Genomic DNA, 15,093 nt, shown 5'->3' with positions numbered 1-15,093 from the left:
GCCCGGTTACATTTCGAACCCGGAAGCTAAGCCTTACAGCGCCGATGGTACTGCAGGGGGGACCCTGTGGGAGAGTAGGACGCCGCCGAACAATTCTTAGAAAGGGTTGGTCCCGGAACTTCGGTTCCGGGACCAACCCTTTTTTGTTTTCCGTCACTTCGCGTTCACGTTGCGCCCCGACCATCTGGCGTATGGGTACTGCAGCAATGCTCAGGGCCGCCGGCGTAGGCGTCGGTGACGAGGTCGTCGTACCTGCCTTCGGGAACGTGGAAGTCGCCGAGGCCGTGGCCCTGGCGGGCGCGTTGCCGGTGTTCGCCGACATAGATCCGGATACGTACTGCCTGGACGCCTCCCTGGTGGAGGCCGCGCTGACGCCCCGGACCGCGGCCGTGGTCGTCGTACACCGGTTCGGGCGGCCGGCGGACATGGGCTCTCTGCACCGGATCGGGGAGCGGCACGGGCTGCTCGTGCTGGAGCGGGGCGAGTCCGAGGCGCCGTACGACGAGATAGCGCGGCGCAGGCAGCGGGCCGCCTATCTCGACGGGAAGTTGAGGGGCGTGCGGACCCCCGACGGGGGCGACGGGCACACCTATCAGCAGTACGTGGTGCGGGTGCCGGGGAACGGGCGGCCGGACCGTGACGCGTTCGCACGCGCGTTGCGGGGGAGGGGCATTGAATGCCGGGTGCCGGTGAAGACGCCCGTGCACCGCATGCCCGGATTCCGGCGATGTGTGTCGCTGCCGGAGACGGAGCGGGCCGTCGACGAGACGCTCGCGCTGCCTGTCGAGGCCGCGTTGACCAAGCGGGACATGCAGCGGATCGTGTCCGGCTGCAATGCGCTCGGTGGGCTGTTGCAGCCTGCGTACTGAGTGAAAGTCAGTGGTTGGGAGCACCGGCTTGTTCGGGGTATGATCTATTCCGTTGCCGCGAGGGAAACCTCGAAAGCGACAGGCCCCTATAGCTCAGTCGGTAGAGCGTCTCCATGGTAAGGAGAAGGTCAACGGTTCGATTCCGTTTGGGGGCTCCAACACAAAGGCCCCGCCCACTCGGGCGGGGCCTTTCGCATGCCCTGGTCAGTCCGCGTGGGGCTCCGGGACGCGCATCGCGAGGATCGCCATGTCGTCGGACGGGGCGTCGGAGGCGAAACGCTCCACCGCGCGCATGATGCGGGCCGCCACCGCGCCCGCCGTCAGACCCGTGCAGGTCGTGAGGACGTCGGCGAGGCCGTCGTCGCCCAGCATGCGGGTGCCCTCGCGGCGTTCGGTGACGCCGTCCGTGACACAGAGCAGGACGTCGCCCGGGTCGAGGGTGACCGTCTGCTCGTACAGCTCCAGGTCCTCGATGACACCGAGGAGGGGCTGAGGTTCGGCGGCAGGCTCGACCGTGCCGTCCTGGCGCAGGCGGAGCGGGAGCGGATGGCCGGCGCAGACCACCTTCAACTCCGCGCCGCCGTCCTCCTGCGGGCGCATCTCGCCGTACAGCAGGGTGAGGAAGCGGCTGCGGGCGCCCTCGTCGAGGATGGCGGAGTTGAGGCGCTGCAGGACCTCCGGGCCGCTGAGGCCCTCGCGGGCCAGCAGGCGCAGGGCGTGCCGGGCGAGGCCCGTGACGGCCGCCGCGTTGGGGCCCGTACCGCAGACGTCGCCGATGGCGAAGCCGTAGGCGTCGTCGCTGATGGGGAAGAGGTCGTAGAAGTCGCCGCCGACCTCGTTGCCCTCGCCCGCGGCGCGGTAGATGACGTCGACCTCCACGCCGTCCACGACGGGGAGTTCCGGAGGCAGGAGGCTGCGCTGGAGGGACTGGCTGATCGCCGTGCGCTCCGAGTACAGCCGGGCGTTGTCCAGGGCCAGGGCGGCGCGGCGGGACAGGTCCTCGGCGAGTTCGAGGATCTCCTGGCGGAAGTGGTCGTCGGTGGGCTTGCCGAGGGTGAGCATGCCGATGACGCGGTTGCGGGCGACCAGGGGCAGGACGACGGTCTCGCCGCCGACGGCGGAGGCGGTGGCGAGGGTCGGGCCGATGCCGGTGCTCAGCTGCGAGGTCGGGCCGCCGCTGAGGCCGAGGTCGCGCATGGAGGTGCGCAGCGCCGCCTGGTGGGCCATCTCCGCAGGAGCCGTCCACACGCGGGCGCCCGGGGTGGGTACCGGGTCGGGCGGGGCGATCTTCGACAGCAGGGACTTGATGCCGTCGATGAGCTCCTCGTCCTCGTGCAGGACGTAGGAGAGGTACGGGTCCGAGGCCTGGTCGGCGATCGTGTAGACCGCGCACCAGGTGGCCAGGGTCGGGACCGTCATCTGGGCCATCAGGGCCAGCGTCTGGTCGCGGTCGAGGGTGCCGGCGAGCAGGTCGGAGGCCTCGACCAGGAAGCTGAGCGAGCCGCGGCGCAGCCGCTCCAGCTCGCCGAGGCGCGCCGACTCGACGGCCAGCGCGATGCGGTCGGCCGCGAACTGGAGGCGCAGCGCCTCCTCGTTGGAGTACCGGCCGGAGGCCTCGGCCGCGACGCCGAGCGAGCCGGTGAGGCGGCCCTCGACCTTGAGCGGGACGGTGACGACCGAGCGCATGCCCGTGCTGTTGAGCAGCGGGACCGCGCCGGGGACGGCCTCCAGGTCGTCGTGGACGGCGGGCATGCGCGCCGAGCCGTAGCGGCCGGGTCCGGCCTCGACGGGGACGCGGGCGAAACGCTGGCGGGCGGAGGGCAGGCCGGTGGAGGCGCGGACCTCCAACTCCGTTTCGTCGTCGGTCGCCAGGAGCAGGAAGGCGGCGTCGGCGTCGAGCATGTCGCGGGCGCGTTCGACGGTGCGCTGGAGGAGTCCGTCGAGGTCGTCCGGGGCGGGGGAGCCGATGAACACCTCGAAGGGGTCCGTGCTCGGGCCCTCGGAGGACGGGGAGTCGGAGGCCGGCACCCGCAACGGGGTCTGCAGCACCGCGCGTTCGTGGTCGCGCACGAGGAGGCAGACCGTGGAGGGCTCGCCGTCGGCGTCGCGGACGCGCAGATGGGAGGCGTAGACCGGGGTCACCCGGCCGTTGGCGCCGCGCATGCCGTAGCTGCCCTCCCAGCGGGAGAGCTGGAGCGCCTCGGCGATGCCGGTGCTGGTGCCGGGGGTGTGCGGCCAGGCGGCGAGGTCGGTGAGCGGCTTGCCGGTGACCTGGTCGGCGGAGTAGCCGAAGAGGTCCTCGGCGTCCTCGTTCCACGACGTGACGGCGCCGGTGCGGTCGATCTGGACGACGGCGACGCGGACCCGGCCGTCGGCCAGCGGCAGCAGGGCGGCCGGGAGGGAGGGCCCGGCGGCGCGGGTGCCGACCGGACGCTCGGGCAGATGGAGGTGGAACCAGACGTTCTTCAGCGTGGGCGTGTACTCCACGCCCCAGCGGTCGGACAGGGCCGCGCACAGCTGGAGACCACGGCCGCCCTCGCGGTCGAGGCTGCCCATGTTGGCGGGGGAACCCTGGAGCGGGACCTCGCGCTCCGGATAGTGGTCGGCGACCTCGATCCGTACGCCGTCGTCGCTGCGCAGGCACACGACGTCGGCGGTCGTGCCGGCGTGGACCACGGCATTGGTCACCAGTTCGCTGGTGAGCACCACGGCGTCGTCGACGATGTCCGCATGGCCCCAGCCCTGGAGCGTGTCGCGGACGAAGGACCGGGCGCTCGCCACGGATCGTCCGACGGGCTCGAAGCTGGCGGCCGCGCGCGCGGTGATCACAGAACTCCTCGACCCTCTCTCCCCGTGCACGGCCTCATGGCCGACCGGCTCGTGCCGCTGCTGCGGCAGCCCACCCGTCGGCCCGGGATCCGGGGGCTGCTCCCCCGGGATCAGTCCGGTGGTCATTCCGGCCGCCCCTCCGATGCCCGCTCGTCTCCGTGCCACCGCCCAGACCGGACGGACCGGTGTGGCTGGACAGCCGTATGCAAGGTTACTTACCTTCGCCGTCCATCCGAATGCCGGTCTGCAGTGTTTCCGCCCAGAGGGTGTGCGGACGATGTGCGAAGCTGCCGAACTGTTATGGCCTGGTTCGGCCGGGGTGAAACACTGGGCAAGCTGCTTGTGAAGGTCCGGGCAGGTGAATGCGCGCCGAGTCGGGTGGGCAGCAGCCCTGGAAGCGGTCCGGCGCGCGCCGGACCGATCGCCCGGCAGCACGGGAAGTACCGGCAGTACGGGAAGTAAGCGGCAGGAACCGGTCCGCCGAGTGTGGGCGGCCGGGCACAGCGGTATCGGTCGACCCCTGCGGGAGGGACACAGTGGAGTCTGGCGCAGCGACGCGGACCACGAAGACGCGCGCGAAAGGCGGACAGTCCCTGAGTAACCAGGGCAAATCGCGGGGTGGCGGCGCGCGGAGCGGCAGTACGACGGTGGACACCGCCGCCCTCAACCGGCTGCTCGCGGCGCTGGTGTCCATGCGCGAGGGGAACTTCCGCAGGCGGCTCACGGTGTCCGGCGACGGCGTGATGTCGGAGATCGCGGCGGTCTTCAACGAGGTGGCCGACCGCAATCTGCACCTCACGGGTGAGCTGGCGCGGGTGCGGCGCGTGGTCGGGCGTGAGGGAAAACTCACGGAGCGGCTGGAGACCGGCGCCTGCGAGGGGTCCTGGGCGGCCGCGATCGACCACTCGAACGCGCTGGTGGACGACCTCGTACGGCCTGTCTCCGAGGTCAGCCGGGTGCTGTCGGCGGTCGCGGACGGCGATCTGTCGCCGCGCATGGAGCTGCGCACGCAGAACGACGAGGGCACCGGGCAGCCGCTGCGCGGTGAGTTCCTGAAGGTCGGCCGGACCGTGAACAACCTGGTCGACCAGCTGTCGACGTTCACGGACGAGGTCACGCGGGTGGCCAGCGAGGTCGGCACCGAGGGCAAGCTGGGCGGTCAGGCCCGGGTGCGCGGAATGTCCGGTTCGTGGAAGGACCTGACGGACTCCGTCAACACGATGGCGTACCGGCTCACCGCCCAGGTGCGGGACATCGCGCTGGTCACGACAGCCGTGGCCAAGGGTGACCTGTCCCGGAAGGTCACGGTGCACGTGGCCGGCGAGATGCTGGAGCTGAAGAACACCGTCAACACGATGGTGGACCAGCTCTCCGCGTTCTCGTCCGAGGTGACGCGCGTCGCGCGGGAGGTGGGCACCGAGGGCGCCCTGGGCGGGCAGGCGCAGGTGCCGGGCGTGGCCGGGGTGTGGAAGGAGCTGACCGACTCCGTCAACACCATGGCCGGGAACCTGACGGCCCAGGTGCGGGAGATCTCCCACGTGACGACGGCGGTGGCCAACGGCGACCTGTCGAAGAAGGTGACGGTGCCGGCCCGCGGCGAGGTCGCGCAGCTCGCCGAGACGATCAACCAGATGACCGAGACGCTGCGGATCTTCGCGGACGAGGTCACGCGCGTGGCGAACGAGACCGGTGGAGAGGGTCAGCTCGGCGGGCAGGCGAACGTGCCGGGCGCGGCCGGCATCTGGAAGGACCTGACGGACTCCGTCAACACCGTCTTCCGGAACCTGACCACGCAGGTGCGGGACATCGCCGCCGTGACGACGGCCGTGGCCAGCGGTGACCTGTCGCAGAAGGTCACGGTGGACGTGGCCGGCGAGATGCTGGAGCTGAAGAACACCGTCAACACGATGGTGGACCAGCTCTCCGCCTTCGGTGCCGAGGTCACGCGGGTGGCCCGCGAGGTCGGTGTCGAGGGCGAGCTGGGCGGGCAGGCGCAGGTGCCGGGGGCGGCGGGGACGTGGAAGGACCTGACGGACTCCGTCAACACCGCGTTCCGCAACCTCACCGGTCAGGTGAGGAACATCGCCCAGGTGACGACGGCGGTCGCCAACGGAGACCTGTCGCAGAAGGTCACCGTGGACGTCTCCGGCGAGATGCTCCAGCTGAAGAACACCGTGAACACGATGGTGGACCAGCTCTCCAGCTTCGCCGACCAGGTGACGCGAATGGCCCGGGACGTGGGCACGGAGGGGCGCCTGGGCGGTCAGGCGCGGGTCGACGGCGTGTCGGGGACCTGGAAGGAGCTGACGGACTCCGTCAACTCCATGGCCGGCAATCTGACCTCCCAGGTGCGCAACATCGCGCAGGTGACGACGGCCGTGGCACGCGGCGACCTGTCCCAGAAGATCGACGTCGACGCGCGCGGCGAGATCCTGGAGCTGAAGAACACCATCAACACGATGGTCGACCAGCTGTCGTCGTTCGCGGAGCAGGTCACGCGCGTGGCCCGCGAGGTGGGCACGGAGGGCCGTCTCGGCGGTCAGGCGCAGGTGCCCGGCGTCGCCGGTGTGTGGCGGGACCTGACCGACTCGGTGAACGGCATGGCCGGCAACCTCACCGCGCAGGTGCGCAACATCGCGCAGGTCGCCACGGCGGTGGCGCGCGGCGACCTGTCCCAGAAGATCACCGTGGACGCGCGCGGGGAGATCCTGGAGCTGAAGAACACGCTGAACACGATGGTGGACCAGCTGTCGTCGTTCGCCCAGGAGGTCACGCGCGTCGCGCGCGAGGTGGGCACCGAGGGCATCCTCGGCGGCCAGGCGGAGGTGCAGGGCGTCTCCGGCACCTGGAAGGACCTCACGCAGTCCGTGAACGGCATGGCCAACAACCTGACCATGCAGGTGCGCAACATCGCCGAGGTGACGACCGCGGTCGCCAAGGGCGACCTGTCGAAGAAGATCACCGTCGACGCCAAGGGCGAGATCCTCGAACTGGTCACCACCGTCAACACGATGGTGGACCAGCTGTCGTCCTTCGCCGAGCAGGTCACGCGGGTGGCCCGCGAGGTGGGTACGGAGGGCATCCTCGGTGGTCAGGCGAGCGTGCCCGGCGTCGTGGGTATCTGGAAGGACCTCAACGACAACGTCAACCTGATGGCCAAGAACCTCACGGTCCAGGTGCGGAACATCTCCCAGGTGGCCGCGGCCGTCGCCAACGGCGACCTGACGCGGACGGTGACGATCGAGGCGCGCGGCGAGGTCGCGCAGCTCGCCGACACCTTCAACACCATGGTGCGGACGCTGCGGTCCTTCGCCGACCAGGTGACCAAGGTGGCCCGCGAGGTGGGCACCGACGGCATCCTGGGCGGCCAGGCACAGGTGCCGGGCGTGTCGGGGACGTGGAAGGACCTCACCGAGTCGGTGAACCAGATGGCGTCGAATCTGACCGGTCAGGTGCGCAACATCGCCATGGTCACCACGGCGATCGCGAAGGGCGACCTGACCAAGAAGATCGACATCGACGCGCGCGGCGAGATCCTGGAGCTGAAGACCACCATCAACACGATGGTCGACCAGCTGTCCTCCTTCGCCGAGGAGGTCACCCGCGTCGCCCGTGAGGTGGGCACGGAAGGGCAGCTCGGCGGCCAGGCACGCGTACGCGATGTCGACGGCACCTGGCGCGACCTGACGGAGTCCGTGAACGAGATGGCCGGGAACCTCACCCGGCAGGTGCGGGCCATCGCGCGCGTGGCGACCGCGGTGACCCGCGGCGACCTGAACCTGAAGATCGACGTGGACGCCTCGGGCGAGATCTCCGAGCTGCAGGACTACATCAACAAGATGATCGCCAACCTGCGCGACACCACGATCGCCAACAAGGAGCAGGACTGGCTCAAGGGCAATCTGGCCCGGATCTCCGGCCTGATGCAGGGCCGCCGCGACCTCCAGGACGTGGCCTCGCTGATCATGAGCGAGCTGACCCCGGTGGTCTCCGCGCAGCACGGGGCGTTCTTCCTCGCGATGCCCCTGGTCGACGGGCAGGAGCAGGCGGGCGCCGAGGGCGACGCGTACGAGCTGCGCATGCTGGGGTCGTACGGCTACTCGATGGGGTCCATGCCCACCTCGTTCCGGCCGGGCGAGGCGCTGGTCGGCACGGCCGCCCAGGAGAAGCGCACGATCCTCGTGGAGAACGCGCCGAGCGGCTACCTGAAGATCTCCTCCGGGCTCGGCGAGGCGCCGCCCGCACAGGTGATCGTGCTGCCGGTGCTGTTCGAGGGGCAGGTGCTCGGCGTGATCGAGCTGGCGTCGTTCACGCCGTTCACGCACATCCAGAAGGACTTCCTGAACCAGATCGCCGAGATGATCGCGACCAGCGTCAACACCATCTCCGTGAATACCAAGACGGAGGTGCTGCTGAGCCAGTCGCAGGAGCTGACCGAGCAACTGCGGGAGCGGTCGGAGGAGTTGGAGCAGCGGCAGAAGGCGCTCCAGTCGTCCAACGCCGAACTGGAGGAGAAGGCCGAGCTGCTGGCGCAGCAGAACCGCGACATCGAGGTGAAGAACACCGAGATCGAGGAGGCGCGGCAGGTCCTGGAGGAGCGTGCCGAGCAGCTCGCGGTATCGATGCGCTACAAGAGCGAGTTCCTGGCGAACATGTCGCACGAGCTGCGCACGCCGCTCAACTCGCTGCTGATTCTGGCCAAGTTGCTCGCGGACAACGCCGACGCGAACCTGACCCCGAAGCAGGTCGAGTTCGCCGAGACGATCCACGGCGCCGGCTCCGACCTGCTCCAGCTCATCAACGACATCCTCGACCTGTCGAAGGTCGACGCGGGGAAGATGGACGTCTCCCCGACGCGCATCGCGCTCGTCCAGCTCGTGGACTACGTGGAGGCCACCTTCCGGCCGCTGAGTGCGGAGAAGGGCCTGGACCTGTCGGTGCGGGTGTCGCCCGGGCTGCCCGCCACCATGCACACCGACGAGCAGCGGCTGCTCCAGGTGCTGCGCAACCTGCTGTCCAACGCGGTGAAGTTCACCGACTCGGGCGCCGTCGAGCTGGTCATCCGGCCGGCCCGGGACGAGGTTCCGAAGGCGATCCGGGAGCAGTTGCTGGAGGCCGGTTCGATGAACGACCCGGACGCCGAGCTGATCGCGTTCTCCGTGAGCGACACGGGCATCGGGATCGCGGCCAGCAAGATGCAGGTGATCTTCGAGGCGTTCAAGCAGGCCGACGGCACCACGAGTCGCAAGTACGGCGGTACCGGCCTCGGGCTGTCCATCTCGCGGGAGATCGCGCAGCTGCTGGGCGGCGAGATCCACGCGCAGAGCGAGCCGGGCCGCGGGTCGACCTTCACGCTCTACCTGCCGCTGCACCCGAGCGAGCTGCCCCCGCACGGCTACCAGCAGCCGCTGCCGTCCGTGGAGGCCGGTGAGCTGCCGGCGCCCTCGGGTGCCGTGGCCGAGCTGCCGGGCGCCGGGGTCGAGACGCCGGCCGAGGTGAAGCCGTACCGGGACGCGCAGAACGGCGCGACAGCGCTGTTCCGGCGCCGTCGCAAGTCGGCCGCGGACACCGAGGACCGGCCCGAGGTGCGGGAGCGGCAGCCGGGCGCCGGGCAGGAGGCGGTACCGCAGGCCCACCGGGGGATCCGGTTCGGCGGGCAGAAGGTGCTGATCGTGGACGACGACATCCGCAACGTCTTCGCCCTCACCAGCGTCCTGGAGCAGCACGGACTGTCCGTGCTGTACGCCGAGAACGGGCGCGAGGGCATCGAGGTGCTGGAGCAGCACGAGGACGTGGCGGTCGTCCTGATGGACATCATGATGCCCGAGATGGACGGATACGCGACGACCACGGCGATTCGCAGGATGCCGCAGTTCGCCGGGCTGCCGATCATCGCGCTGACCGCTAAGGCGATGAAGGGCGACCGGGAGAAGGCGATCGAGTCGGGCGCCTCCGACTACGTGACCAAGCCGGTCGACCCCGACCACCTGCTGACGGTGATGCAGCAGTGGATGCGCGAGGAGTGAGCCCGGGCGAGCCCGCGGCGCCCGGTGGCGGCGGGGTCGGATGGTGGCGCGGGGCCGGACGGGAAATGATCGGCCCGTCCGGACCCCGGGCCCGTAGTACGTTCGGGCAGGGTCGCCCCGTACGTACGGGCACCTTCCGTGCGGCTCGCTCGGGCGGTGTGCGAACGTGGGGTGTGTGTAAACGGCGGGAACCTTCGGGGGCCACGCGAAGTCGCTGACCCAGCGTGCCCGAAGCCGTGTAGAAGTACGGGTTTCGGGGAACCTTCTGGTCTCCCGCCGCGTTTCTGCTACGAGCACAGTGACATCACGGTGACAGGGTGTGGCGACAGGCGGGGTGCGGCTACGATGACCGGCACAAGGACGGGCGGCGCAAGGGAGTCGTCCCCCGGGGCGGCACCCGCCGGTGCCGTGCCAAGTCCTGTGGACAGGGGAGGCCCCACGCCGGGGCGAGGAGGGCGGGCCATGGTGCAGAAGGCCAAGATCCTCCTGGTCGATGACCGGCCGGAGAATCTGCTTGCGCTGGAGGCGATCCTCTCGGCGCTCGATCAGACGCTGGTGCGGGCATCGTCCGGGGAGGAAGCGCTCAAAGCACTGCTCACGGACGACTTCGCGGTCATTCTGCTGGACGTCCAGATGCCGGGCATGGACGGATTCGAAACCGCCGCGCACATCAAGCGCCGGGAGCGGACCCGGGACATCCCGATCATCTTCCTCACGGCGATCAACCACGGCCCGCACCACACCTTCCGCGGGTACGCGGCGGGCGCGGTGGACTACATCTCCAAGCCGTTCGACCCCTGGGTGCTGCGCGCCAAGGTCTCGGTCTTCGTCGAGCTGTACATGAAGAACTGCCAGCTGCGTGAACAGGCGGCCCTGCTGCGCCTCCAGTTGGAGGGCAACGACAAGGCCGCCGTCGGCGAGGCCAAGGAACCGGCGGGGCTGCTCGCCGAGCTGTCGGCGCGGCTGGCGGCCGTGGAGGAGCAGGCGGAGGCGCTGTCCAAGCAGCTCGGCGACGAGTCGACGGACGCGGCCGCGGTGGCGACGGCCGCCCACCTGGAGCGCAAGCTCACCGGGCTGCGGCGGGCGCTGGACGCCCTGGAGCCGGGCTCGTCCGGCGGTCAGGCCGCCGTCAACTGACGCCGGGAGTGCCCCCGCTGCCCGCGAGGCTCGTCGTGGCGGGCCCGCGCGGCCGTCCGTGAAGTGGCCTCTGGGAGGGTCTGTGAGGACTTGTCAGGGGCTGTACCGGAGGCGTCAGTTCCGTCCCCATGGAGGGGCGACACGAACGGGTGAAGCGGTAGGCACACGTGTCGACCGCCGTCTCCCCCGGTAACCTCACACCCATGGCCTCACGTCCCTCCGCAGCCAAGAAGCAGCCCGCGAAGAAGGCGGCCGCTCCCGCGAAGGGTCCGGCCAAGAAGGCCGCCGCGAGGAAGGCGCCCGCGAAAAAGGCGCCCGCCAAGAAGGCCGCGGCGAAGAAGCCCGCGCCCAAACCGGCTCCGAACCCCACCGGCGGCGTGTACCGGCTGGTGCGCGCGCTCTGGCTGGGCCTCGCGCACGGAGTGGGCGCCGTCTTCCGCGGCATAGGGCAGGGCGCCAAGAACCTCGACCCGGCCCACCGCAAGGACGGCGTCGCCCTGCTGCTGCTCGGCGTCGCGCTGATCGTCGCCGCGGGCACCTGGGCCGACCTCAAGGGCCCCGTCGGCGACCTCGTCGAGATCCTCGTGACCGGCGCCTTCGGCCGGCTCGACCTGCTCGTGCCGATCCTGCTCGGCGCCATCGCCGTACGCCTGATCCGGCACCCCGAGAAGCCCGAGGCCAACGGGCGGATCGTGATCGGCCTGTCCGCGCTCGTCATCGGCGTGCTCGGCCAGGTGCACATCGCCTGCGGCTCACCGGCCCGCAGCGAGGGCATGCAGGCCATAAGGGACGCCGGCGGCCTCATCGGCTGGGGCGCGGCCACCCCGCTGTCGTACACGATGACCGACGTGCTGGCCGTGCCGCTGCTCGTGCTGCTCACCGTCTTCGGGCTGCTCGTCGTCACGGCCACCCCGGTCAACGCCATCCCGCAGCGGCTGCGGCAGCTCGGGGTGCGGCTCGGCGTGGTCCACGCCCCGGAGCCGGACGAGTTCACCGACGACGACGAGCGCTACGACGAGCAGTGGCGCGAGGCGCTGCCCGCCCGGCCCCGCAAGCGCGCCCAGCCGGCCGCCGCCGAGCCGTACGACCCCGACACGGCCGAGCAGGAGGCACTCAGCCGGCGCCGCGGCAGGCCCCGGCGGTCCGCCGTGCCCCAGCCCGAGCTGAACCGTCCGATGGACGCCGTGGACGTCGCCGCCGCTGCCGCCGCCGCGCTCGACGGCGCCGTACTGCACGGGATGCCGCCCTCGCCGCTGGTCGCCGACCTCACCCAGGGCGTGAGCACGGGGGACCGCGAGTCCACCACTGGGACGCCCACGCCGGTGCCGGCCGCGCGGCCGCAGCCGGGGAAGCTCAAGAAGGACGCCGCCAAGACCTCCGAACCGGACGCGGCGGGTGGCGCGGTCCCCGACCTCACCAAGACGCCGCTGCCCAAGGAGCGGGACCTGCCGCCGCGCGCCGAGCAGCTCCAGCTCTCCGGCGACATCACCTACTCCCTGCCGTCCCTCGACTCCCTCACGCGCGGCGGACCCGGCAAGGCGCGCAGTGCCGCCAACGACGCCATAGTCGCCTCGCTGACCACCGTCTTCACCGAGTTCAAGGTCGACGCCGCCGTCACCGGCTTCACCCGCGGCCCGACGGTGACGCGCTACGAGGTCGAGCTGGGCCCCGCCGTGAAGGTCGAGCGGATCACCGCGCTGACCAAGAACATCGCCTACGCCGTCGCCAGCCCCGACGTGCGGATCATCAGCCCCATCCCCGGCAAGTCCGCGGTCGGCATCGAGATCCCCAACACCGACCGGGAGATGGTCAACCTCGGCGACGTGCTGCGCCTCGCGGAGTCCGCCGAGGACGACGACCCGATGCTGGTCGCCTTCGGCAAGGACGTCGAGGGCGGCTACGTCATGCACTCGCTGGCGAAGATGCCGCACATGCTGGTCGCCGGTGCCACCGGCTCCGGCAAGTCGTCCTGCATCAACTGCCTGATCACCTCGATCATGATGCGGGCGACCCCGGAGGACGTCCGGATGATCCTGGTCGACCCCAAGCGCGTCGAGCTGACCGCGTACGAGGGCATCCCGCACCTGATCACGCCGATCATCACCAACCCGAAGCGGGCCGCCGAGGCGCTCCAGTGGGTCGTGCGCGAGATGGACCTGCGCTACGACGACCTCGCCGCCTACGGCTACCGGCACATCGACGACTTCAACCGCGCGGTGCGCGAGGGCAAGGCCAAGCCGCCCGAGGGCAGCGAGCGCGAACTCCAGCCGTACCCGTACCTGCTGGTGATCGTGGACGAGCTGGCCGACCTGATGATGGTCGCCCCGCGCGACGTCGAGGACGCGATCGTCAGGATCACGCAGCTCGCGCGCGCGGCCGGCATCCACCTGGTGCTCGCCACCCAGCGGCCCTCGGTGGACGTCGTCACCGGCCTGATCAAGGCCAACGTGCCCTCCCGGCTCGCCTTCGCCACCTCCTCGCTCGCCGACTCCCGGGTCATCCTCGACCAGCCCGGCGCCGAGAAGCTGATCGGCAAGGGCGACGGCCTCTTCCTGCCGATGGGCGCGAACAAGCCGACCCGCATGCAGGGCGCGTTCGTGACCGAGGAGGAGGTCGCGACCGTCGTCCAGCACTGCAAGGACCAGATGGCGCCGGTCTTCCGCGAGGACGTCACGGTCGGCACCAAGCAGAAGAAGGAGATCGACGAGGACATCGGCGACGACCTCGACCTGCTGTGCCAGGCGGCCGAGCTGGTCGTCTCCACCCAGTTCGGGTCCACCTCGATGCTCCAGCGCAAGCTGCGGGTCGGCTTCGCCAAGGCCGGGCGGCTGATGGACCTGATGGAGTCGCGGAGCATCGTCGGACCGAGCGAGGGTTCGAAGGCTCGTGACGTTCTTGTGAAGCCTGATGAGCTGGACGGCGTGCTCGCGGTGATCCGGGGGGAGTCTGAAGGGTAGGGGCGGGTAGGCGAAGGGTTCCGCCGACGATCCGCCGGCGTTTCGCCGACGATCCGCCGGCGTTTCGCCGGCGTTTCGCCGACGGAGGGTTACGGCGGCCGGGCGGCGTCACGAGGGCCGGGCGGCCGATCGTGACTCACCCGTTAGGGATCATTGAGCAACCGTTTCCCCAGGCCCTACGTCAAGTTGAGGGAAGTGACAAACAGGTAGTCCACCATCGGGGTGCCGGGCCATTCCGATGGCGTAAAGGTCGTACCGCCCGGTTGCCCCACCCGTTTGCACCCCCCCTAGACTGAACGCCCAGCACAGGCGGCTAAACGCTCGAAAGGCGCCCCCGTGTCCAACGGCAACTCCCCTGAAGACGAGCGTCCGATCGAAGACGTGTCCCACGACGCCCCTGACGACGTTTCCGAGGAAGCCCGCCCCTCCGTCGGTCACGCCCTGAAGCAGGCCCGGATCGCCGCCGGGCTGACCGTCGACGACATCACCACCGCCACCCGGGTCCGCATCGCCATCGTGCACGCCATCGAGGCGGACGACTTCGCGCCCTGCGGCGGCGACGTCTACGCGCGCGGGCACATCCGCACCCTGGCCAAGGCCGTCGGGCTCGACCCGGCCGAGCTGCTCGCGCGGTTCGACGCCGAGCACGGCGGACGCCCGGCGCCGACCCCCGCCGCGCCCCTGTTCGAGGCGGAGCGCATCCGTCCCGAGCGGCGCGGACCCAACTGGACCGCCGCCATGGTCGCCGCGATCGTCGCCGTGATCGGCTTCGTCGGCTTCACGTTCGTCAAGGGCGGCGACGACGGCGGCAACGAGGCGAGCGTCGCCGAGGGGGCCCAGCCCTCGTCCGGCGACTCCGCCTCGTCGAGCGCCAAGCCCAAGAAGCCCGCCGACCCCAAGCCGGAACCGAGCGACAGCGCCATCGCCGCCGCGCCCGCGGACAAGGTGACCGTCAAGGTCAGCGCCACCGAGGGCCGCAGCTGGATCTCCGCCCAGGACCACAACGGCCGGCTGCTCTTCGACGGACTGCTCAAGCAGGGCGACTCCAAGACCTTCCAGGACAACGAGAAGGTCAAGCTCGTCCTCGGCGACGCCGGAGCCATCCAGCTCTACGTCAACGGCAAGAAGATCGAGGACGACTTCCGGCCCGGCGCCGTCGAGCGCCTGACGTACACCAAGGGCGACCCGCAGGTCGGCTAGGGGACGCGCGGGACGAGTCCACACGGGGTTGGCCAGCATCGGCCAACCCCGTCGACGTGGGCTGTCGGCGGGACG

Annotated in this window: 6 protein-coding genes, 1 tRNA gene and 1 rRNA gene; 7 read left to right on the top strand and 1 reads right to left on the bottom strand. The window is 70.4% G+C overall.

Features of this window, described 5'->3' with window-relative positions:
* The 3 genes from rrf to ACFV9J_RS32690 form a co-directional block, all read left to right on the top strand.
* Positions 1-91 (top strand): 5S ribosomal RNA (rrf, locus tag ACFV9J_RS32700); the annotation flags it as partial.
* A gap of 115 nt (positions 92-206) precedes the next feature.
* The gene (locus tag ACFV9J_RS32695) at positions 207-869 is read left to right on the top strand and encodes a DegT/DnrJ/EryC1/StrS family aminotransferase (protein ID WP_385360307.1); all 663 of its coding nucleotides are present in this window, start codon (positions 207-209) and stop codon (positions 867-869) included.
* Positions 870-951: 82 nt separating this feature from the next.
* A tRNA-Thr gene (locus ACFV9J_RS32690) sits at positions 952-1,027 on the top strand.
* 46 nt (positions 1,028-1,073) lie between these two features.
* Here ACFV9J_RS32690 and ACFV9J_RS32685 read toward each other — a convergent pair.
* Complete coding sequence (locus ACFV9J_RS32685) at positions 1,074-3,824, bottom strand: SpoIIE family protein phosphatase (RefSeq protein ID WP_385360301.1); 2,751 nt, start codon at positions 3,822-3,824, stop codon at positions 1,074-1,076.
* A 410-nt stretch (positions 3,825-4,234) separates the two neighbouring features.
* Between ACFV9J_RS32685 and ACFV9J_RS32680 the strand changes: the two genes are divergently transcribed.
* From ACFV9J_RS32680 to ACFV9J_RS32665, 4 genes are all read left to right on the top strand, one after another.
* Positions 4,235-9,724 carry a HAMP domain-containing protein gene (locus ACFV9J_RS32680; RefSeq protein WP_385360299.1) on the top strand — a complete coding sequence of 1,830 codons (5,490 nt, stop codon included), beginning with the start codon at positions 4,235-4,237 and terminating at the stop codon, positions 9,722-9,724.
* Positions 9,725-10,186: 462 nt separating this feature from the next.
* The gene (locus tag ACFV9J_RS32675; protein ID WP_003973275.1) at positions 10,187-10,861 is read left to right on the top strand and encodes a two-component system response regulator; all 675 of its coding nucleotides are present in this window, start codon (positions 10,187-10,189) and stop codon (positions 10,859-10,861) included.
* 203 nt (positions 10,862-11,064) lie between these two features.
* Positions 11,065-13,818, top strand: coding sequence for a DNA translocase FtsK (locus ACFV9J_RS32670; RefSeq protein WP_385360297.1), 2,754 nt, complete (start codon positions 11,065-11,067; stop codon positions 13,816-13,818).
* A 336-nt stretch (positions 13,819-14,154) separates the two neighbouring features.
* Positions 14,155-15,018, top strand: a complete 864-nt coding sequence (locus ACFV9J_RS32665; protein ID WP_385360295.1) for a helix-turn-helix domain-containing protein — start codon at positions 14,155-14,157, stop codon at positions 15,016-15,018.
* Positions 15,019-15,093 lie beyond the last annotated feature (75 nt).

It is taken from the genome of Streptomyces sp. NPDC059906 (assembly GCF_042730645.1).
In the GTDB taxonomy this organism is placed as follows: Bacteria; Actinomycetota; Actinomycetes; order Streptomycetales; family Streptomycetaceae; genus Streptomyces; species Streptomyces rubrogriseus.
The sequence above is the reverse complement of the archived record's forward strand: the minus strand, read 5'-3'. Positions and strand labels throughout refer to the sequence as shown.

Excerpts from the sequence above, each read along its gene's own strand:
- ACFV9J_RS32695 (WP_385360307.1), top strand. The coding sequence starts at position 207 with ATGCTCAGGGCCGCCGGCGTAGGCGTCGGTGACGAGGTCGTCGTACCT.
- ACFV9J_RS32685 (WP_385360301.1), bottom strand. The coding sequence starts at position 3,824 with ATGACCACCGGACTGATCCCGGGGGAGCAGCCCCCGGATCCCGGGCCG.
- ACFV9J_RS32675 (WP_003973275.1), top strand. The coding sequence starts at position 10,187 with ATGGTGCAGAAGGCCAAGATCCTCCTGGTCGATGACCGGCCGGAGAAT.
- ACFV9J_RS32670 (WP_385360297.1), top strand. The coding sequence starts at position 11,065 with ATGGCCTCACGTCCCTCCGCAGCCAAGAAGCAGCCCGCGAAGAAGGCG.